At 72.8% G+C, this 19,177-nt stretch carries 18 protein-coding genes; 4 read left to right on the forward strand and 14 right to left on the reverse strand.

The window, feature by feature from the left end:
• Positions 1–133: 133 nt before the first annotated feature.
• From ACA514_RS09665 to ACA514_RS09685, 5 genes are all read right to left on the reverse strand, one after another.
• On the reverse strand, positions 134–307 hold the full coding sequence (locus tag ACA514_RS09665) for a hydrophobic protein (protein WP_285920608.1): 174 nt from the start codon (positions 305–307) through the stop codon (positions 134–136).
• Positions 308–448: 141 nt separating this feature from the next.
• Entirely contained in the window at positions 449–1,375 is a 927-nt protein-coding gene (locus ACA514_RS09670; protein ID WP_375040705.1) for an ABC transporter substrate-binding protein, read from the reverse strand.
• 24 nt (positions 1,376–1,399) lie between these two features.
• Positions 1,400–2,086, reverse strand: coding sequence for an ABC transporter permease (locus tag ACA514_RS09675; RefSeq protein ID WP_375040706.1), 687 nt, complete (start codon positions 2,084–2,086; stop codon positions 1,400–1,402).
• Complete coding sequence (locus tag ACA514_RS09680) at positions 2,083–2,733, reverse strand: ABC transporter permease (protein ID WP_375040707.1); 651 nt, start codon at positions 2,731–2,733, stop codon at positions 2,083–2,085. The genes ACA514_RS09675 and ACA514_RS09680 overlap by 4 nt, the downstream gene beginning before the upstream one ends.
• Complete coding sequence (locus ACA514_RS09685; RefSeq protein ID WP_375040708.1) at positions 2,733–3,926, reverse strand: ABC transporter ATP-binding protein; 1,194 nt, start codon at positions 3,924–3,926, stop codon at positions 2,733–2,735. Before ACA514_RS09685 ends, ACA514_RS09680 begins: the two co-directional genes overlap by 1 nt.
• 159 nt (positions 3,927–4,085) lie before the next feature.
• Here ACA514_RS09685 and ACA514_RS09690 point away from each other — a divergent pair, with 159 nt between their 5' ends.
• The gene (locus ACA514_RS09690) at positions 4,086–5,549 is read left to right on the forward strand and encodes an aromatic amino acid ammonia-lyase (RefSeq protein WP_375040709.1); all 1,464 of its coding nucleotides are present in this window, start codon (positions 4,086–4,088) and stop codon (positions 5,547–5,549) included.
• Positions 5,550–5,551: 2 nt separating this feature from the next.
• Here the strand turns inward: ACA514_RS09690 and ACA514_RS09695 are convergent, their stop codons facing one another.
• On the reverse strand, positions 5,552–6,523 hold the full coding sequence (locus ACA514_RS09695) for a LacI family DNA-binding transcriptional regulator (protein WP_375040710.1): 972 nt from the start codon (positions 6,521–6,523) through the stop codon (positions 5,552–5,554).
• 199 nt (positions 6,524–6,722) lie between these two features.
• On the opposite strand from ACA514_RS09695, the gene ACA514_RS09700 reads away from it, so the two are divergent.
• The gene (locus ACA514_RS09700; RefSeq protein WP_375040711.1) at positions 6,723–7,253 is read left to right on the forward strand and encodes a cysteine dioxygenase family protein; all 531 of its coding nucleotides are present in this window, start codon (positions 6,723–6,725) and stop codon (positions 7,251–7,253) included.
• A 122-nt stretch (positions 7,254–7,375) separates the two neighbouring features.
• Here the strand turns inward: ACA514_RS09700 and ACA514_RS09705 are convergent, their stop codons facing one another.
• Together ACA514_RS09705 and ACA514_RS09710 are read right to left on the reverse strand one after the other, a co-directional pair.
• Positions 7,376–8,452 carry a hypothetical protein gene (locus ACA514_RS09705; RefSeq protein WP_375040712.1) on the reverse strand — a complete coding sequence of 359 codons (1,077 nt, stop codon included), beginning with the start codon at positions 8,450–8,452 and terminating at the stop codon, positions 7,376–7,378.
• 157 nt (positions 8,453–8,609) lie between these two features.
• Positions 8,610–9,722, reverse strand: a complete 1,113-nt coding sequence (locus ACA514_RS09710; protein WP_375040713.1) for an acyltransferase family protein — start codon at positions 9,720–9,722, stop codon at positions 8,610–8,612.
• Positions 9,723–9,881: 159 nt separating this feature from the next.
• Between ACA514_RS09710 and ACA514_RS09715 the strand changes: the two genes are divergently transcribed.
• Entirely contained in the window at positions 9,882–10,670 is a 789-nt protein-coding gene (locus ACA514_RS09715; protein WP_375040714.1) for an SGNH/GDSL hydrolase family protein, read from the forward strand.
• 23 nt (positions 10,671–10,693) lie between these two features.
• Here ACA514_RS09715 and egtD read toward each other — a convergent pair whose 3' ends face one another.
• From egtD to egtA, 4 genes are read right to left on the reverse strand one after another with little or no spacing between them, the layout of a single operon-like run.
• Positions 10,694–11,650: an L-histidine N(alpha)-methyltransferase gene (egtD, locus tag ACA514_RS09720; RefSeq protein ID WP_375040715.1), complete on the reverse strand. Its 957-nt coding sequence runs from the start codon at positions 11,648–11,650 to the stop codon at positions 10,694–10,696.
• Positions 11,651–11,676: 26 nt separating this feature from the next.
• On the reverse strand, positions 11,677–12,411 hold the full coding sequence (gene egtC / locus ACA514_RS09725; protein WP_375040716.1) for an ergothioneine biosynthesis protein EgtC: 735 nt from the start codon (positions 12,409–12,411) through the stop codon (positions 11,677–11,679).
• Entirely contained in the window at positions 12,412–13,773 is a 1,362-nt protein-coding gene (egtB, locus tag ACA514_RS09730) for an ergothioneine biosynthesis protein EgtB (RefSeq protein WP_375040717.1), read from the reverse strand. It lies immediately after the preceding gene.
• Positions 13,761–15,026, reverse strand: coding sequence for an ergothioneine biosynthesis glutamate--cysteine ligase EgtA (gene egtA, locus ACA514_RS09735; protein ID WP_375040718.1), 1,266 nt, complete (start codon positions 15,024–15,026; stop codon positions 13,761–13,763). The genes egtB and egtA overlap by 13 nt, the downstream gene beginning before the upstream one ends.
• Positions 15,027–15,289: 263 nt before the next feature.
• On the opposite strand from egtA, the gene ACA514_RS09740 reads away from it, so the two are divergent.
• Positions 15,290–16,546 carry a hypothetical protein gene (locus ACA514_RS09740; protein WP_375040719.1) on the forward strand — a complete coding sequence of 419 codons (1,257 nt, stop codon included), beginning with the start codon at positions 15,290–15,292 and terminating at the stop codon, positions 16,544–16,546.
• A gap of 50 nt (positions 16,547–16,596) precedes the next feature.
• On the opposite strand, the gene ACA514_RS09745 is transcribed toward ACA514_RS09740, so the two are convergent.
• Together ACA514_RS09745 and ACA514_RS09750 are read right to left on the reverse strand one after the other, a co-directional pair.
• On the reverse strand, positions 16,597–17,304 hold the full coding sequence (locus ACA514_RS09745; protein ID WP_375040720.1) for a rhomboid-like protein: 708 nt from the start codon (positions 17,302–17,304) through the stop codon (positions 16,597–16,599).
• A 137-nt stretch (positions 17,305–17,441) separates the two neighbouring features.
• A complete protein-coding gene (locus tag ACA514_RS09750; RefSeq protein WP_375040721.1) occupies positions 17,442–19,064 on the reverse strand; it encodes an MFS transporter in 1,623 nt (540 codons plus the stop codon).
• Between the last annotated feature and the right edge of the window lie 113 nt (positions 19,065–19,177).

Here is a 19,177-nt window from a genome sequence, read left to right on the forward strand (position 1 = left end):
GGGGGGGTCGGGCCGCGCCCACGGCCTGGAGGGTCTGGCCCGGCGCCTCCATGAGGCGGGGGCCTGCGGGACGGCATCACCGCCGAGCAGGCCGGTCACACATGGTGGCTGCTCACCGGCTTCCGAGCCGGTGTCACCAGCGGTACCAGCGGCCGCGGCGGCCGGACGGGCCAGTGCTGCGGGCGACGAAGCCCACGAGCCACACGATCAGGACGACGGCCGCGACGATCCAGAGGACCTTCAGGGTGAAGCCGATCCCGAACAGGAGCAGCGCGAGGAGCAGGACGAGAATCATGAGCCAGGGCATCGGGGGGCCTCCTAGTTGGTCGTGTCGGCGCAGAGTGTCCCCAAAGAAGAGCCTTTGACTCCTGACAAGGATCACGTTTGGTCCGCCGCGGACGCGCGGAAGCCCGCCGCGGCGGCGCGGCGGGCTTCCGGGGAGGGCGGGTCAGGCCAGGCCGGACTTGGTGAGCCAGTCCTTGGCGACCTTCTCCTGGTCGTCCTTGTCGATGGCGATCCGCTTCATCATGTCCAGGAGGTCCTGGGTGGTGAGCTTGGCGGAGACGGCGTTCAGCGCCGCCACCGCGGTCGGGTTCACCGCGGACTTGTTGACCAGCGGCGTCACGTTCTGCGCGCTGAAGACGTGCTGCGGGTCCTCCAGGACGACGAGCTTCTTCTGCACGATGGTCGGGTCGGTGGTGAACAGGTCGGCGGCCTGCACCTTGTTCTCGGTGAGCAGCTTGACCAGGGTGGCCTGGGCGCCGGCGTCGAACGGCTGGAACTTCTTGAAGTCCAGGCCGTACACCTTCTTCAGGCCGACGAGGCCCTGCTGGCGGGTCTTGAACTCCGACGGACCGGCGATGGTGAGCTGGTTCGCGACCGGCTTGAGGTCGGCGATGCTCTTCAGCTTGTACTTGGACGCGGTCTGCGGGTTGACGGTGACCGAGTCCTTGTCCTCGGCCTGCGCGGAGTTCAGGACCTCCACCGACGCGGGCAGCTTCGCCTTGAGGGCGGCGTTGACCTCGTCGGTGGTGGCCGCGGTGCTGGTCTTGTCGACCGAGGTGGTCAGCAGGGCGCCGTTGTACTCCGGCATCACGCCGATGCCGCCCTTGACGACCTGGTCGTAGTAGATCTCGCGGGCGCCGATGTTGAACTTGCGGTCGACCTTGAGGCCCTTGGCCTCCAGCGCCTGCGCGTACACCTCGCCGATCAGGCCGCTCTCGGGGAAGTTGGCGCCGCCGACGGTGATGGTGCCCTTGGCGGCGCCGCCGCCGGACAGGGGGTTCTTGTCGTTGTCGTCGCCCCCACCGCCGCAGGCCGACAGCGCCAGGGCGGCCGCGAGGCCGACGGCCGCGCCACGGATGATGTGCTTCATGGTCGGTTTCCTTCGTTGAAAGGGTCAGGACGAACGGGCGGTGCCGAGCAGGCCCGGCGAGACGACGAGGCGGCGCAGCGCCGCGAAGACGACCTGGACGATCAGCGCGAGCAGCACCACCAGCACGGTCCCTCCGACGACGAGCTGGTAGTCGTTGCGGGCCAGGCCGTCGATGATGTAGCGGCCGAGGCCCCCGAAGCCCGGGTAGGCGACGATGGTGGCGGTCGCCACCACCTGGATCGCGGACGTGCGCAGCCCGAGCAGGATCAGCGGCAGCGCCATCGGCACCTCGGCGCGCCACAGCACGCCCCAGCCCGTCATGCCCATGCCGCTGGCGGCGTCCTTGGCGTCGGCGTCGACGCCGAGCAGGCCCTCGTAGGTGTTGACGAGGATCGGCGGGATGGCCAGCGCGACGAGCGCGATCAGCGCGGCCGTGATGCTGTAGTGGACGAGGACGACGTACACCACGAGGCCGAACGTGGGGATCGCGCGGGCCAGGTTGGCGATGCTGACCACGGCGAAGCCGCCGCGGCCGGTGTGCCCGATGAGCAGGCCGAGCGCCAGCCCGATCACGGCGGCGCAGGCCAGCGACACGCCGCTGTAGATCACGTGCTGGAGCAGCCGGTGCGGGATGCCGTCCTCGCCGTGCCACTGCGCGGACGTGGTCAGCCACGTCCAGCACAGATGGATCTGGTTCCACACGTCGTTCACGATGCCCTCCTGCGCGCCCGCGCCCAGGGGGTGAGCAGCCGCTGGACGATGACCAGGACCGCGTCCGTGGCGAGCGCCAGCAGGACGATCAGCACCGACGCGGCGAGGATCTGGGTCTGGAACTGCAGTTGGGACCCGCGGATGATGTCGTAGCCGAGCCCGCCCTGGCCGATCAGCTGGCCGATCGCGACGAGGCTGATCGACGACACCGCGGCGACCCGGACGCCGGCGATGACGACGGGCACCGCGATCGGCAGCTCGACCTGGACGAGCCGGCGGATCGTGCCGAACCCCATCGCGGTGGCGGCCTGCCGGACCGGTTCGGAGACCGAGCCGAGGCCGTCCACCACGTTCGGGATCAGCACCGACAGGCTGTAGAGGGTCAGCGGGATCATCACCGTGGACGCGCTCAGCCCGGTGTACTGGATGAACAGCATGAACAGGGCCAGCGACGGGATCGCGTAGAGCACGTTCGACACGGTCAGGACCGGCGCGTACAGCCACCGCCAGCGGCGGCAGGCGACCCCGGCGGGCAGCGAGATGATCAGCCCGAACAGCACCGGCAGCAGCGCCAGCCGGATGTGGATGACGGCGTGGTCGCCGAGCGAGTCGGTGTGCTCGCCGATCCAGCCCCAGTCGATGTCCATCAGTCGCCGGCACCGCCCTTCACGGGCGCGTCGGCGGGCGCCGGGTCGGCCGCCGCCGGGTCGTCCGCGGGCGCCGGGCCGGCCGGCGCCGGGTCGTCGGCGCGGTCCCCGCGGTCGGCCCCGTGGGTGGGGACGGCGAGCAGGTCGGCGCCACTCGCGGTGCCGAGGACGGCTCCCGTGCCGTCGACGGCGACCGCCAGCCCCGCCGGGGACAGCACGGCCGCGTCGAGCGCGGCCCGCGCGGAGTCCTCGCCGGGGCGGAACGTGGCGCCGAGCGGAGCGAGCGGGGCCTCCCCCAGCGGGCCGGCGACCCGGCCGGGGCGCACCCAGCCGAGCGGGCGGCGGGCGCCGTCGACGACGAGGACCCAGTCCAGGCCCGCGGCGTCCGCCGCGGGCGCCGACGCCGGCCGGATCGCCTCCTCGCTCAGCCGCAGCCCGCCCGTGTCGGCGAAGGACAGCGTGCGGATGCCCCGGTTCTGGCCGATGAACCCGGCGACGAAGTCGTCGGCGGGGTGGGCCAGGAGGTCCTCGGGGGCGTCGACCTGGACGAGCCTGCCGCCGGTCTGGAACACCGCGACGCGGTCGCCGAGCTTGATCGCCTCGTCGATGTCGTGGGTGACGAACACGATCGTCTTGTGCAGCTCGGCCTGCAGGCGCAGGAACTCGTCCTGCAGCTCGGCGCGCACGACCGGGTCGACGGCGCTGAACGGCTCGTCCATCAGCATGATCGGCGGGTCGGCGGCGAGCGCGCGGGCGACGCCGACGCGCTGCTGCTGCCCGCCGGACAGCTGGAACGGGTACCGGCTCGCCATCGAGGGGTCGAGGCCCACCCGCTCCATCAGCTCGTGCGCGGTCTTGCGGGCCTTCTTCTTGCTCCAGCGCAGCAGGTACGGGACGGTCGCGATGTTGTCCTCGATGGTGCGGTGCGGGAACAGCCCGGCGTGCTGGATGACGTAACCGATGCCGCGCCGCAGCTCGGCGGGCTTGCGCTCGCGGACGTCCCCGCCGTCGATGAGCACGCGCCCGGCGGTGGGCTCGACCATGCGGTTGATGGTGCGCAGCGCGGTGGTCTTGCCGCCGCCGGAGGTGCCGACGAACACGGTGATCCGGCCCGTCTGGCATTCCAGGCTGACGTCGTCGAGCGCGACGGTGCCGTCCGGGTAGCGCTTGGTCACGCCCTCAAAGGTGATCAAACGATTCACGTCCTCGTTGGGCGTCGCAACGCCGATGATCGACTTCGGCCTTCTCCTCAACCGTAGCCAATGTGTACCGTCCCGTCAGAGTCCCGGCCTGTCCGGAACATCGGTTCTTGAGGATAACTATCTGAAATCTGGGGAAAGTAGCGTAGGCCTGTGGAGAACAGCCGAATCGTTATCGACGGCGCCTCGCTCACCTGCGCTGAGGTCGTGTCGGCGGCCCGCGAAGATGTGACGGTCGCCATAGCTCCCGAGGGGGTGGAGCGTGCCCGCGCGGCCTGGAAGGTGGCCCGCGAGGTCGCCGCGTCGCAGCCGGTCTACGGGCGGACGACGGGGGTCGGCGCGAACCGCGTGGTCGACGTGGAGTGGGAGGACGCCGACGCGCACGGGCTGCGGCTGCTGCGCAGCCACGCGGCCGGGGCGGGGCCGCTGGTCCCGCCGGAGATCGTCCGCGCGATGCTGGCCGTCCGGCTGAACCAGATCGCGGCGGGCGGCTCGGGGGTCGAACCTGGAGCGCTCCAAGCGCTCGCGGACGTCCTCAACCTGGGGCTGCTCCCGCCCGTCCCGGTGTACGGGGCGATCGGCACCGGCGACCTGACCGCGCTGGCGTCGACGGCGCTGTGCCTGCTGGGCGAGCGGGACTGGCTGGCCGGGCCGGACGGGACGCCCGAGCGCGGCCCGCGGTACCGGCTCCAGTCCGCCGACGCGCTGGCCTTCATCAGCTCCAACGCCGCCACGCTCGGGGAGGCGGCGGTCGCGGTGGCCGACCTGCGGGAGACGCTGCGCGCCTCGACGGTCGTGGCCGCGCTGTCGCACTTCGCGGTCCGGGCGTCGGAGGAGCCGTACGCGCCGGCCGTGCAGGACGCGTGCCCGCACCCCGGCCAGCGCGCGGCCGCCGGCGCCATGCGCACCCTGCTCGCCTTCGACCGGCCCGCCCCGATGCGGATCCAGGACCCGTACGGCTACCGGGCGTTCCCGCAGGTCCACGGCCCGGCGCTGGAGGCGGCCGGGTACGCCGAGCAGGTGGTCGCGCGGGAGATCAACGCGGCGGCCGAGAACCCGCTGGTGGACGTCGCCGGGCGGACCGTCTGGCACAACGGCAACTTCCACACCGCCTACGTCGGCCTCGCCCTCGACGCCGCCCGCGCCGCGCTGTTCCAGACGATGGCGCTGGCCGCCGCGCGGCTCGGCACGCTCGCCGAGCCGTCGTTCACCGGCCTGTACCCGTTCCAGGGCGCCACCGAGGCGTCCTCGGGGATCATGATCCTGGAGTACGTGGCGCACTCCTGCCTCGCCGACGTGCGCCGGCTCGCCACCCCAGCCGCGCTCGGCAGCGCGGTGCTGTCGCGCGGCGTCGAGGAGCACGCGGGCTTCTCCACCCAGTCGGCGCGCGCGACGACCGACGCCGTGGCCGCCTACCGGCTCGGCCTCGGCTGCGAGCTGGTCGCCGCCGTCCGGGCGCTGCGGATGCAGGGGCGCGCCCCGTCGGGCGGGCCGCTGCGGTCGGCGGTCGACCTGGCGGAGGCCGTCCTGGACCCGCGCGTGGAGGACCGGCCGCTGGACGCCGACATCGCCGTGGCCGCCGACCTGCTGCCCCGGCTGGCCCGCCTGCACCCCTGACGCTAGGAGGGCGGGCCGCCGGTGGAGGTGCGGACGCGCAGCGACGGCTCGCGCACCACGCGGCGCTTGCGGGGCTTGCCGTCGATGACGTCCACGATGAGCCGGACGGCGGCGTGCACGATGCCGTCGATGTCCCAGTCGACGGACGTGAGCGGCGGTGTGAGCAGCGCCGACATCGGATGGTCGTCGTAGCCGCAGACCGCGATGTCGCCGGGCACGTCCAGGCCCAGCTCGCGGGTGGCGGCGTAGACGCCGTAGGCGATGGAGTCGGCGAAGCAGAACACCGCCGTCGGACGGTCGGGGCCGGCGAGCACCCGCCGCGCGACCTCGGTGGACTCGGCGAGCGACTGCGGCACCACGACCACGTCGACGCGCAGCCCGAGCCGCTCGGCCTCGGCGTTGACGTGCACGTCGGCCGGGCGGTCGGGGGTGCTCGCGCCGGTGGAGGTGAAGACGGTGACGCGCTGGTGGCCGAGGTCGCGCAGGTGCTCCAGCGCGAGCGTGACGCCGCGCCGGTTGTCGAACACGACCTCGCCCTGCGACCGGCCGCCGTGCAGGGCGTCGCCGATCGACACCACCGGGACCGTCTCCGACAGCTCGGCCCAGAAGGGGGCGGCCGGGTCGAGCGGCTGGACGATCAGCCCGTCCACCCGCTGGTCGCGCAGCCGGCGGGCGAGGGCCAGCTCGCGCTCGGGGTCGCCGCCGGCGTCGACGATCAGCGCGTAGCGGTCGCGGGCCAGCAGCGCGCGGCCGATGCCGGTCGCCAGGGACTGCTGCCAGTAGTCCTCCAGCGACCCGCACAGCAGCCCGACCTGGTCGGTGCGGCCGCTGGCCAGCGCGCGGGCGATGGGATGGGCCTCGTAGCCGAGCTCCTCGGCCGCCGCGCGGACCCGCTCCTGGGTCTCCTCCGAGGTCTGGATGCCGCGCAGCGCGTACGAGACGGCGGCGGGCGACAGCCCCGTCGCCTGCGCCACTTCACGGATGGTCGCGCGTTTGCGCCTCTCCGACATCCCTCCAACGTTAGACGGCCCCGCTGACAGGGCGGGGGACCCCACTTGACGAGTCGGTTGCTGAACCGCTTCACTGAAACGGTTAACTGATACGGTTCAGCTGCCATCTCCCCTGCTCACCGCACCACCCGTACACCCGTCAAGAAAAGGAAGGGAGCGACCCGTGCCGCACGATGCCGACGTCCTGTCCCCAGACCCCGGTCTCGCGGACCTGCCCGCCCGCCCGCTCGACAAGCGCGAGCTGCGCGCCCTGGTGGACGACCTGGCGGAGCGCCCCGGGCTGTGGCGGCAGCACGTCGAGTTCCCGGACGGGCACCGGCACTACGCCTCGCTGTACCGGGACGAGCACGTGGACGTGTGGCTGCTGTGCTGGACGCCCGGCAACGACACCGGGTGGCACGACCACGACGTGTCCTCGGGCGCGGTACGCGTCGTCAGCGGCGCCATCGAGGAGAACAACCCCCGCATCGGCGGCGCGCACGTCCGCACGGTCGTCACGGAGGGGCGGTCGTTCTGCTTCGGCCCCGACCACATCCACCGGCTCACCGGGGTGGCCGACGCCAGCGTTTCCATCCACGCCTACTCGCCGCCGCTGTGGCGGATGGGCCAGTACACCATCGACGAGTCGGGCGTGATGCGCCGCCTGTCGGTCGGCTACGCCGACGAGCTCCGCCCGCAGGACGCGCCCGCCTGATCTTGGTACCCCTGGCGGGCCCGACCGGGGGAGACGGGCCCGCCAGGGAAGGCGGCCGTCCGATGCCCGCTCACATCGGACGGCCACTCACAGAACACTCAGCGCACCGCCTCCCGAAAACGTCACACCCCCGGCGCGACGGTTTCCGGGGGCGCCGCGCGGCGGCGGTCGATCCACCGGTCGGTCAGCGCGCACACCGCGACGGCGACGGCGAAGCACAGCGCGGCGGCGCGGAGCACCCCGGCCTCGTAGTAGGCGTCGGTCACCAGCAGGACGGCGGCGACCCCGGCCGCTCCCCCGGCGAGCAGCGCCAGGACGATCTGGACGGCCCAGAGCACCGTGCGGCGCGTCCCGGCACCCGAGAGCCCTTCCCTGAGCGCGTACACCGCGCCCGCCGCGCAGATGAGCAGGCCCGCCACGCCGGAGACGATCGGCGTCCCGAAGTTCACGCCGTACCGGACGGCCAGTGCCGGAACGAAGAAGAGGGCGAGGGCCCAGCGCAGCCCGGTGCCGATGGACGTCAACGCCAGTCCGGACTCGCCGCCCTGCGGCAGCCGGGTCGCCCACCAACGGGCCGCCACCAGAATCACCGCCGTGACCATCGCGCCTGGCAGGCGTCCACCGAGATGCCCGAGGTTGTAGAGGAGGGCCGTGTCATAGACGGTCAGCACCAGTTGCCCTAGCGCCCACACCGAGACGGCGAACAGGAGCATCTGCGGGAACGACGAAACGGTAGGCGCGTCGGTGTCCTGCCGGGCGAGCCATTGGACGAGCAATGGCGTCACCAGGCCGGTGCACACGCGGATGACGATGTCGTCCACCGTGTAAGGAGTGTGCAGATTCCACTCCACGGCGCAGAAGGAGAACGTGTAGGAGAGGGACGCTGCCCACAGCATCCATGACGTGGCGACGCGCCTGTAAAGCCCGCGATCCAGCCACCGCAAGACCGTCACGAACGAGAGCAACCCGAACGGCAGCTCAAGGAACGCCGGCACACGCAGCAGGCACGGCGCCAGCAGTCCGGGGTGCGGGAAGTGCGCGGCCAGAGAACGCATGGACGACCCGTCCGCCAGCGCGAACCACCCCTCGGGCACGTACCGCGCTATGAAGGACGTGTCGCCGCCGTGCACGCGCAATATGTACACGGTGAAAAACACCTGGTTGAGGTAGACGAGCGCTACCACCAGCGCGAGGAACATTTCCGGCCGGGCCCAGGCACGCCCAGCGTTTCCACCCGCATTCCCGTTCCGCACCAGACGCGGCACGAATGCAAGGCTCACGGCGGTCGACAGTACGACCGCGGCGTCCACCCCTATGGCCATGACCGACCAACATAAGGCCGTCCAGGCCGGACGGTCAGCGGGAGACCAGCTCCGGCTCCGGCTCGGGGGCGCGCGGGGCGGGCACGTCGTCGGCGGGAACGGGCTTGCGGCCCCGTACCGGCTCCAGGGACGCCAGCAGCCGCGCCCGCAGCCATGCCGCGCCGGGCCGTTCCACCAGCCGGTGCACGGCGTACGCGAGCGCCAGCGACGCCGCGACGACGACCGCGAGCGCCGCCCACCGGTTCAGCCCGGGGTACACGGCGTCCAGGAGGGGCAGCGCGAGCTGCGAATGGACCAGGTACAGCGGATACGTCAGCGCCCCGAAGACGGTCAGCCCGCGCCACCGCGCCCACGCCAGCCGCCCCGTCGCGACGAGGATCATCACCAGGAAGATCGCGGTGACGGCGACCGCGACGACCCGGTCGTCCGAGCCCTTGAACGCCGTCCCGGCGCGCCAGGAGCCCCAGTGCAGCGCCAGCAGGTACGACACCGCGACGAAGCCCCACAGCAGCAGCGTCGGCCCGAACCGGTGGATCAGGAACAGGGCCATCCCGGCCACGAAGTACGGGCTCCACGTCGGCACCAGCATGATCTGGAGCAGGTTGCTGCCGGCCTCGTCGGCGAACACGCCGCCGAACGTCCACGCCGCCATGAAGACCAGGCAGGAGCGGTAGGTGATCCCGATCCCGGCGAGCACCGCCGCCAGCACGTAGAAGTGCATCTCCACCCAGAGCGTCCAGTAGACGGCGTCGACGTTCTGCACGCCCAGCCCGCCCTGGAGCATCGTCAGGTTCGGCACCACCAGCCCCGGGACGCCGTGGCCCTGCCGGAACACCGCGTACACGACCGCGCCGAGCAGCACGCTCGCCCAGTACGCGGGCATCAGCCGCACCAGCCGGGAGATGCCGAACTCCCCCGGCGAGCGCCCCCACGCGCTCATCAGGATCACGAACCCGCTGATGACGAAGAACAGGTCCACGCCGAGGTAGCCGTACCGGGTGACCGCGCCGAGCGCGGGGAACACCTCGCGCGCGTGCTCCGGCCACGGCCCCGCCCCGCCGAACCCGGTGAAGTGGTACAGGACGACCGCCGTCGCCGCCAGGAATCGGAGCAGGTCCAGTTCGCGCAGCCGTGGGTGTCGGGTCACCGCGGAACCCTTTCGGGGACGGGTGGCGCGGCGCCGGACGCGGCATGAGGACGCGGTGAACGGCGGGTGTAGGCGGGGCATTGCGCTCAGACGGGCCCGTGCGGAAGGAGGGGATCAGTAAGATACCCGTGCATCTTCCCCAACAATTGGTGGTCCTCCATGACATCTCGCCGCGCCCGACGCGGCGCGGCGACCCTCCTGCTGTGCCTGGGCCTGCTCGGCCTGCCCCTGCTGTCGGGCTGCGGCGGCGTCAGCGGAACCGGGCACCGGACGGCCAGGGCCGACGGCCCCGCCCTCCAGAAGGCCCCCGCGAAGGCCGGCCCGGGGAAGGCGGCCCGCCCGTCGGTGGTGTTCTTCCTCGGCGACAGCTACACGGTCGGCGACCGGGGCGTCCAGCCGGAGAGCACCTACGCGTCGGCGACCGGGCGGCTGATGGGCTGGCAGGTCATCGTGAAGGGGCGCGCCGGGACCGGCTTCGTCAAGACGGTCGGCGGGCAGGCGTTCCTGCAGCTGTTCGAGAGCCAGCTCGGCTGGCGCCCCGCGCCCGACATGCTGATCGTCTCGGGCGGCCACAACGACTGGCGGGCGCCGGCGCCGCGCGTCGCCGCCGCGGCGCGGGCACTGCTCGAGCGGGCGAGGCAGCGCTGGCCCGGCACGCACATCGTGCTGATGGGCCCGCTGTGGGGCAACGACACCCCGCCGCCCAACGAGCTGGCCGTCCGCAACGCGCTGCGGAACCTGGCGACGCAGATGGCGGTCCCGTTCGTCGACCCGCTCGCGGAGCGGTGGATCACCGGGAACCGGCTGACCCGCCAGGGCAACGCGCCGCAGTACATCAAGAAGGACGGGACGCACCCCGACGAGGCGGGCCACCGCTATGTGGCGACCCGCCTCGCGGCCGACGTCGAGCGCCTCGGCCTCGCTCAGCCCGTCCGCAAGACCGGCTGACCCCTCCGATCAGGCCCCGGCGGTCAGGTTCCGGCGGGGCGGGCGAGGGTGAGGGAGAAGTCGCCGGACTCGTCGGTCCAGAACTCGGCCGGCTCCATGCCGGCGGCGCCGAGTTCGGACGCGAGGCGCTCGCGGCGGAACTTCGCGGAGATCTCGGTGCGCATCTCCTCGCCCTCGGCGAACGAGACCTCCAGGTCGAGGCCGCCGACGCGGACGTCCTGGTCGCGGGTGGACCGCAGCCGCATCTCGATCCACTCGTCGGCCTCGTTCCAGACCGCGACGTGCTCGAACGCGTCCGGGACGAAGTCCGCGTCCAGCTCGCGGTTGATGACGTACAGGACGTTCTTGTCGAACTCGGCGGTGACCCCGGCCGCGTCGTCGTAGGCGCGGACGAGCCGCCCGGGGTCCTTGACGAGGTCGGCGCCGAGCAGCAGGAAGTCGCCGTCGGACATGGTGGCGCGCAGCCCGCCGAGGAACCCGATGCGGGCGGCGGGCGGCATGTTGCCGATCGTCCCGCCGAGGAAGGCGATCAGCCGCCGCTCCCCGGCCGGCAGCAGGTGCAGGTGCTGCTCGTAGTCGGCGACGACCGTCCGGACGGTGAGGCCGGGATGGTCGGCGGCGATCCCGGCCGCCGCCTCCTCCAGGAAGTCGCCGCTGACGTCCACCGGGACGTAGGAGCGGAGCGTCCCGGACAGGGCGTCGAGCAGCAGCCGGGTCTTCTCCCCCGACCCGGCGCCCAGCTCCAGCAGCGTGCGGGCGCCGGTGATCTCGGCGATCTCGGGGGCGCGGGCGGTGAGGATCTCGCGCTCGCGGCGGGTCGGGTAGTACTCCTCCAGCTTGGTGATCTCCTCGAAGAGCGCGCTGCCGCGCTCGTCGTAGAACCACTTGGGCGGCAGGGTCTTCGGCGTGCCGGTGAGCCCCTCCCGGACGTCCTGTCGGAGCGTCTTGGCGAGGTCGTCGGCGGTCAGGAACCGGTCCACGTGGTCCTCCTAGCAGCGGGTCCCTGTCAAAGGGAGTCGATACGGACGCCGGAACCGGGTCCGGCGGTGACGAGCGAGCGATCCGGGACGGGCCGCCAGCCGGGGCGCTCGTCCAGCGGTTCGGAGACGATCTGGACCGCGTCCGCGTCCTCGCGGACGAACAGGGAGTCGCCCCAGGTGGTGGCGGCGAGGGCCGTCCCGTCGGAGGCGAGCAGGTTGTAGCGGCCGCCGGTCAGGCCGGTGACGGCCGCGACGACGGCGGCCAGGCCCTCCCCGAGGGACGCGCCGTCGCGCCAGTGCCGGACGGCGATGGCGAACAGCGGCGCCGAGTCGAGCGGCGCGCGGGCGTCCGGGACGCCGGCGAGGTCGCCGGCGAGCTCGCGGAGCTTGGCCTCGACGCCGGCGAAGCCCTCGACCTTGCCGTTGTGGCTGAACAGCCAGGCGCCCTCGCGGAACGGCTGCGCGCACGACTCGTCCACCGGGAACCCGACGGTCGCCGAGCGGATCGCCGCGACGGCGCAGGACGCGCGGACGGTCCCGGCGATCTCGCGGAACGACTGGTCGGTCCAGAGCGGCTGGGCCCGCCGGAACCGGACGGCGGCGCCGCCGGAGTACCAGCCGGCGCCGTACCCGTCGGCGTTCAGCAGGTTCCCCTGCGTCATGCGCGGCGCGTACGCCTGGTGTTCGAGGGAGTGCTCGCCCTCGTAGATGAGCGAATGCAGGGTCCGCTCGGTGCCCAGGTATCCGAGGTGGCGGCACACTCAGCCCTCACCTGCCGAGCGCGCGCAGCGGAACCCGGAGAAGATCTGCCGCCGGATGGGGTAGTCCCAGTTGCGGAACGAGCCGCGTATGGCGAGCGGGTGCGTGGCCCACGAACCGCCGCGCAGCACCTTGTAGTCGGGGCCGAAGAACACTTCGGAGTACTCCTTGTAGGGGAACGAACGGAAGCCCGGGTAGCCGTGGAAGTCCGACGACGTCCACTCCCACACGTCGCCGATGAGCTGCCTGACTCCGTAGGCGGACGCACCGGACGGGTAGGAGCCGACATCGGCCGGGCGTAGCGTCCTCTGCCCGAGGTTGGCGCGGCCCTCTTCGTAGACCTCGCCCCATGGGAACTTGCGGGAGTGCTGTGTGGCCGGATCCCAGCGGGCGGCCTTCTCCCACTCGGCCTCCGTGGGGAGGCGCTTGCCGGCCCATCGCGCGTAGGCGTCGGCCTCGTACCAGCACACGTGCTGGACGGGCTCATGCGGCGGGACCGGTTCGGTGCGTCCGAACCTGCGCCGCACCCACTGCCCTCCCTCCTTCGACCAGAACGCGGGGGCGCGCTTACCGGTGGTGGTGCGGCACTCCCATCCGGCGGGCGTCCACCAGCGCGGGTCGTCGTATCCGCCCGCTTCCATGAAGGCGGTGTAGGCGGCGTTGGTGACCGGCTCCACGTCGATGTAGTACGCGGGCAGATCCACCCTGTGGACGGGGCGCTCGTTGTCGTAGGCCCAGGGGTCGTCCGACGTGCCCATTTCGAACGGCCCCGCGGGGACGAGCACCTCGTCGGCCCCGGACGCTGCGGCTGGTTTCTGCAAGGGCTCCGCCGCCGGGTCGAGGAGTGCGGGAGCACCTTTGCGGAGCTGATGCGTCGCCAGCATCGTCTCGTCGTGCATGTGCTCGTGCTGGACGACCATCCCGTACACGAACCCGCCCGAGGTGAGCGGGTTCGCCGTGTCGAACCGCACGGACGGCAGCGCGTCCAGCACCTTGGCGCGCACCGTGCCGATGTAGGCGCGCGCCTCCTCCGGCGACAGCAGCGGCAGCGACGGCCGTTCGGCGCGCGGATGCTCGAACGCGTCGTACAGCGTGTCGATCTCCGGGCGCATCGGCTCGATGCCCGCGGCCTCCCGCAGCAGCCACAGCTCCTCGTAGTTGCCGACGTGCGCCAGGTCCCAGACCAGCGGCGACATCAGCGGCGACACCTGCGAGGTGAGGCCGGTCCCGTCGAGGACGTCGGTGGTCAGGCCGAAGCTGCGGTCGCGCACCGTGCCGAGTTCGGTGGCGATCAGTTCCTTCAGCGCGTCCTCGTCGTGCTCGTCGTACTCGGCGATCGGGCCCGGGGAGCTCAGTGGTGCCATGTCAGGTCCTCCTCGGACATCGTGGTGGGAGCCTCGCCGGAAGAGCCGGCGCGGGCGGAGCCGGCGCGCGCGGGACGGGCGGGGCCGTCGTCGGCGGGAGTGCGGCCGCGCTCGACGTAGCGGCGCGCGTACTCCTCCACCAGCGGGACGAGCCCGGCCGCGCCCATCCGGGGCAGCGCGTCCAGCGCCGCCGTGAAGCAGGTGCGGGCGGCGGCGGCCAGCGACGCGTCGGCGAGCCCGTCGCGGGCCGCCTCCGCCCACAGGTGCGCCACCGGCTCCGCCGCCTCCTCGGCGGCGCGCGACGCGGCCGGGTCGTCCAGCAGCGCGGCGGCGACGGCGACGGGCACCGGCCAGTACCGGGCCGGCAGCGCGTCGATCATCCGCAGTTCGAGCCAGCCGCGCGGCCGGACCGGCGGGAACAGCGTGGACAGGTGGTAGTCCAGGTCCCGGGCGCCCGGCTCGCCCTTGGCCAGCCATTCCCGGAACGACATGCCGGGGTCGGACACCCACTCCCCGGACGCGGTCTTGACCAGCATGACCTGCGCGTCCAGCGCGTACCGCGTCCACGCCTCGGCGGGGTCGCCGTCCGCGCCGTCGCGCAGGACCGGCAGGGTGCGGCACGGGTCCAGCTCGGTCCAGATGGCCTGCCGGGACGAGCGCAGCCCGGTGCGCCGGCCGGCGTGCAGCGGCGAGTTGGCGAACGCCGCGACCAGCAGCGGCCCGAGCGCGTGCACCAGCCGCCAGCGGCGGGCCGCGTCGGCGCGGTCGGCGCCGATGTCCAGGCAGACCTGCACGGACGCGGTCGAGCACATCATCGCCATCCCGGCGTCGGCGAACCCGCCCGCGACGAAGTAGTCGCGCATGCACCCGTAGCGCGGATGCTCGGCCTGGAAGCGGGGCCGCCGGACGGGATCGACGCCGTGCCCGACGAGGTCCAGGCCGGCGGGGGCGAGCGCGTCCCGCACGTGCGCGATGTCCCCGGCGAGCGCCGCCTGCAGTTCGGAAATGCCGGGGAACGGCGCGGAGCTCAGTTCGAGCTGCCCGCCGGGCTCGTAGGTGACGGCGCTTCCGCCGGGCGGCGGCCCGGCCTCGTCCACGAGCATGCGCACCCGCCGCGCGGGCACGTGCGCGGTCGCGTCGCGGTCGTCGACGACGAACCACTCCGTCTCCGCGCCGACCGTCCCGGGCGGGCCGGTCTTGAAGCAGACGCCGTAAATGTGCTGGTAGACGTCGTCTTCGGTGAGTCCTGACACGCGGCCTCCTCGAAAACTCGATAACGAGTTCGAATCCTTCCCTGCTGAACCGGATCAGGAATCCGCGAATTTTTGTGAACTTCCTTAAATCTGGGTGAACATGACCGTCTGCCGTCGAAGTGATTACTTTCCGTGCTATTCGACACGATGTTCACTCCCCCGCTTCTCACCGGTTGACTGCAGGCGCTAGAGTCCCGCTACCGACCGGTATGCACTGATCGAGTGCAGCCCGGTGCCAGCACCGGAGACGACCGGGAGGTCACATGCGCGGCGACCTGGGCTCGCTCTACGACGCGCACGCCGCCCGCCTGTACGCCTACTGCTGGTCGCTCGTCGGCGACCAGCTCGCGGCGGCGGCGGTCGGCGACACCTTCGCCGCGGCGGTGCACCAGCCGCCGCGCGGCGACAGCGTGCTCTGGCTGTACGCGCTGTCCCGGACGGCCTGCGCCGAGCGCGGCGCCTTCGCCACCCCGTCCGGCGGCCTGCTGTTCGCCGACCCCGACCCCCTCGTCCGCGCCGCCGGCGGCCTGCGCGCCGACCACCGCGAGGTCCTGCTGCTGTGGGCCGGCGAATGGCTGGAGACCCGCGACATCGCCCGCGTCCTCGGCCTCGCGCCCGACACCGTCGTCCAGCTGCTGAACGCCGCCCGGTCCCGGCTCGAGCGCGCCGTCCTCGACACGCTGATGCGCGGCACCGCCGAACCGCGGCTCGACGTCATCGCCGCGTTCGAGAAGGGCCGGCTGCCGCAGCTGCTCGCCAAGCGCGCCCCGGCGCACGCGCCGGACTGGCTGCGCGCCCAGGTCCTCGCCGCCTGCGAGCAGGAGGCCACCGGGCCGCTGCCGAGCGTCTCCGCCCCGACGCCGCTCGTCGTCCTCGGCGAGCCCCACCGCAGGCCGCGCGCCAAGCGCGGCGTCTGGTCCAAGGGCCTCGGCGCCGTCGCGGGCGTCGCCGCGTCCGCCGCCGCCGTCATCGGACTGCTGGCGTCCTGGCCCACCGCGAAGGGCGGCGGCGCCGCGTCGCTCGTCCCCACGGCGGGCAGCGGACGCACCGATCCCGCGTCCGCGAAGACGACCGGCATCACCGAGGACCCGCCGACCGGCCGCACCGGCTCCGAGCGCTCGACCGGCGGGAACCCCGACCCGTCCGAGAACCCGGTGACCAGCGCGTTCGACGGCCGGCCGCAGCCCGCGGGCGGCGTCCCCGGCTCCGGCACCACGCCGGGCACCCCGGGCGCGACGTCCGCGCCGGCGACGTCCCCCGAGCACTCCACGCCCGCGCACGGGTCCGATCCGAGCACCGGCACCCCGGCGAAGCCGACGAAGCCGGCCCCGTCGACGCCGCCCGGTTCGGACACGCCGACCACTCCCCCGGACACCGGCGGCCCCGACCCCACCACCCCGCCCGACGACGGCTCCACCGACCCGACGACGCCGCCGTCCACGCCGCCGTCGACCGACGACCCCGGCACCCCCGCGCCGAGCCCCACGTCCAACCCCGCTCCGGACCCCGGCCAGAGCTGAGGTGCACGCCTTCGGCGTGTGGTCCGGGTTCACGCCCGGGCTTGTGGGGGTCAGGCCTCGGAAGGGGCCGGGTTGGGCTTGAGGGAGTCCTGGACTTCCTGCACCGCGTGGACGGCCCTGGCCTCGGCCGCCTCGATGGCGGCGGCCACGGGGCCGCCGCGGCGCTCGAACAGGAGCAGGAGGCCGCCGACGAGGGCGCCGCTGAGCATGGCCACCAGGTGCCCGACCGCGGCGACCTCCAGCGAGGGCAGGCCCTCGAACAGGAAGGGCAGGAGCGCGGCCCAGGCGCCGAACGCCAGCAGCCGGCGGACGCGGCCGTGCCCGTACAGGACCGCGGCGACGAGCGCCGCGCACAGCACGTAGGACGGGCCGACGTCGGAGATCGTGCGGACCGAGTCCGACAGCAGGCCGGCCTCCAGCCGCACGAACGCGATGCCCTGGCTGATCAGCGTGCCGGCGACGTGCGAGACCGCGACCAGCACGATCGCCCGCACGTTGCCGAACCGCCGGGCGACCGGGAACAGCCCGAGCGCCGCGACGACCAGCAGCGCGCCCTGCGACCCCTCGGCGACGAACGCCGAGGCGATCATGGTGCCGACCGGGTCGACCCCGAGGTTCGCCAGGTTGGTGCTGGCCCACGCGACGACCGCCCGCTGCGCGGCCGGCGGCAGCAGGAAGACCTGCACCAGCCACATCGCGCCGAACAGGCCCAGGAACGTCAGCGGCATCGGGTACCGCTTGATAAACCCGCCCATCATCCCGGCAAGCCTAGGTGCTCCAGAAGTGTCGGGGTCCCGATACCCCCAAGACTCACCGGAAAACGGCGGCTTCTCCAAGGCTCCTCCCTGGTCATCGGTACGGGGATTCCGGCCGCCCGGTTCGACGCCGCGGGCCGTCAGACGGCGGCGGCGGCGTCCACCGGGGTGTCGCCGCGGCGGACGAGCAGCGCCGCGAGGACCGCGACGAGGGCGACCGCGCCGGCGACCGTCAGCGAGGTCTGGAACCCGTCCATGAACGCCAGGTGGCTGCCGTCGGTGATGGCCTTCGCGGCGGGTCCCGGCGTGCCGGGCGGGATGGGCGCCACGCCCTGCGCGACCAGCCCGTCCGTCCCGGACAGCTGGTCCGCCGCTCCCGCGGGCACGCCCGACTCGGTGAGCCGGCCGACCAGCACGTCCCCGACCTTGGTGGACAGCAGGACCCCGAGCACGGAGGTGCCGAGGACGCCGCCGAGCTGCGACGCGGTCTGCTGGAGGCCGCCCGCGACGCCCGCCAGGTGCGCGGGCGCGTTGCCGACGATCGCCTCGGTGCCGGCGACGATGACCATGCCGAACGCCAGGCCGACGAGCACGAACCACGGCCACAGCTGCACGTAGGGGGCGTCCACCCCGATCCGGGACAGGCCGAACATGGCGGCGGCGGTGAACGCCATGCCGAGCATGAGCGGCACCCGCGGCCCGAACCGGTTGGTGAGCGCGCCCGCGATCGGCGAGGCGACGATGAAGACGCCGGTCATCGGCAGCATCCGCACGCCCGCGTCCACCGGGCTCATGCCGTGCACCTGCTGCAGGTAGAGGGTGATGAAGAAGATCGTCCCGAACATCCCGAAGAAGCCGAGGACGATCAGCCCGGTCGCCGCCGACAGCGACACCGAGCGGAACAGCGACAGCGGCAGCAGCGGGCGCTCGACCCGCAGCTCGTTCCACACGAACGCGGCGAACAGCACGACGGCCGCGGCGAACGACACCAGCGGGGTGGCGTTCCCGAACCCGTGCTCACCGGCCTTGATCAGGCCCCAGACCAGCGCGAACAGCGCGCCGGTCAGCAGCGCGACGCCGGGCAGGTCGAACGATCCGGCGGCCTCCTCGTCCTTGGACTCGCGGATCACCCACAGGCCGACCAGCAGCGCGACCAGGCCGAGGGGGGCGTTCAGGAAGAAGACCGACTCCCAGTTGACGTTCTCCACCAGCAGGCCGGCGACGATCGGGCCGCCCGCGATGGAGATGCCGACGGTGGAGCCCCAGATGCCGATGGCGGCGTTGAGCTTGTCGGCGGGGAAGGTGTTGCGCAGGATGGCGAGGCTCGCGGGCTGCAGGAGCGCCCCCGCGAAGCCCTGCACGACCCGCCAGAAGATCACCATGCCGAGCCCGCCGGACAGCCCGATCGCGAGCGAGGCGATGCCGAAGCCGACGACCCCGGCGAGGAAGGTGCGCTTGCGGCCGAACCGGTCGGCGATCTTGCCGGCCGGGATCAGCGTGACGGCGAGGGCCAGCAGGTAGGCGTTGGTCACCCACTGGAGGCCGGAGAGGGACGCGCCGAGGTCCTTGGCGATCGCCGGGTTGGCGATGGAGACGACGGTGGCGTCCAGGCCGACCATCATGACGCCGAGCGCGACGGCGACGAGGGTCAGCCAGGGATGCCCGTGGCCGGGCCGGGCTGGACGGCCGCGTGCCTGGTCACGGGGGCTGGACGGGTGGGACGCACCGGTGTCGAGCACCTCGGCGCCGCGGGTCTGGGACATGGTCGAGCCTCCGTAGCGACGTTGAGGCCCCTAAACTGTCACGTGCTGACAGTTGTCGTCAAATGCCTCAGGTCATAGAAGGACATGATTCAGATCACGACGAAAGTCGGCCG

The organism is Actinomadura sp. NTSP31, assembly GCF_041951385.1.
Lineage (GTDB): Bacteria > Actinomycetota > Actinomycetes > Streptosporangiales > Streptosporangiaceae > Spirillospora > Spirillospora napierensis.

Bases quoted from the DNA above. Each gene is read 5' to 3' on its own strand.
- ACA514_RS09665 (WP_285920608.1), bottom strand. From the start codon at position 307: ATGCCCTGGCTCATGATTCTCGTCCTGCTCCTCGCGCTGCTCCTGTTC.
- ACA514_RS09670 (WP_375040705.1), bottom strand. From the start codon at position 1,375: ATGAAGCACATCATCCGTGGCGCGGCCGTCGGCCTCGCGGCCGCCCTG.
- ACA514_RS09680 (WP_375040707.1), bottom strand. From the start codon at position 2,733: ATGGACATCGACTGGGGCTGGATCGGCGAGCACACCGACTCGCTCGGC.
- ACA514_RS09705 (WP_375040712.1), bottom strand. From the start codon at position 8,452: ATGTTCCTCGCGCTGGTGGTAGCGCTCGTCTACCTCAACCAGGTGTTT.
- ACA514_RS09715 (WP_375040714.1), top strand. From the start codon at position 9,882: ATGACATCTCGCCGCGCCCGACGCGGCGCGGCGACCCTCCTGCTGTGC.
- egtB (WP_375040717.1), bottom strand. From the start codon at position 13,773: ATGGCACCACTGAGCTCCCCGGGCCCGATCGCCGAGTACGACGAGCAC.
- ACA514_RS09740 (WP_375040719.1), top strand. From the start codon at position 15,290: ATGCGCGGCGACCTGGGCTCGCTCTACGACGCGCACGCCGCCCGCCTG.
- ACA514_RS09745 (WP_375040720.1), bottom strand. From the start codon at position 17,304: ATGATGGGCGGGTTTATCAAGCGGTACCCGATGCCGCTGACGTTCCTG.
- ACA514_RS09750 (WP_375040721.1), bottom strand. From the start codon at position 19,064: ATGTCCCAGACCCGCGGCGCCGAGGTGCTCGACACCGGTGCGTCCCAC.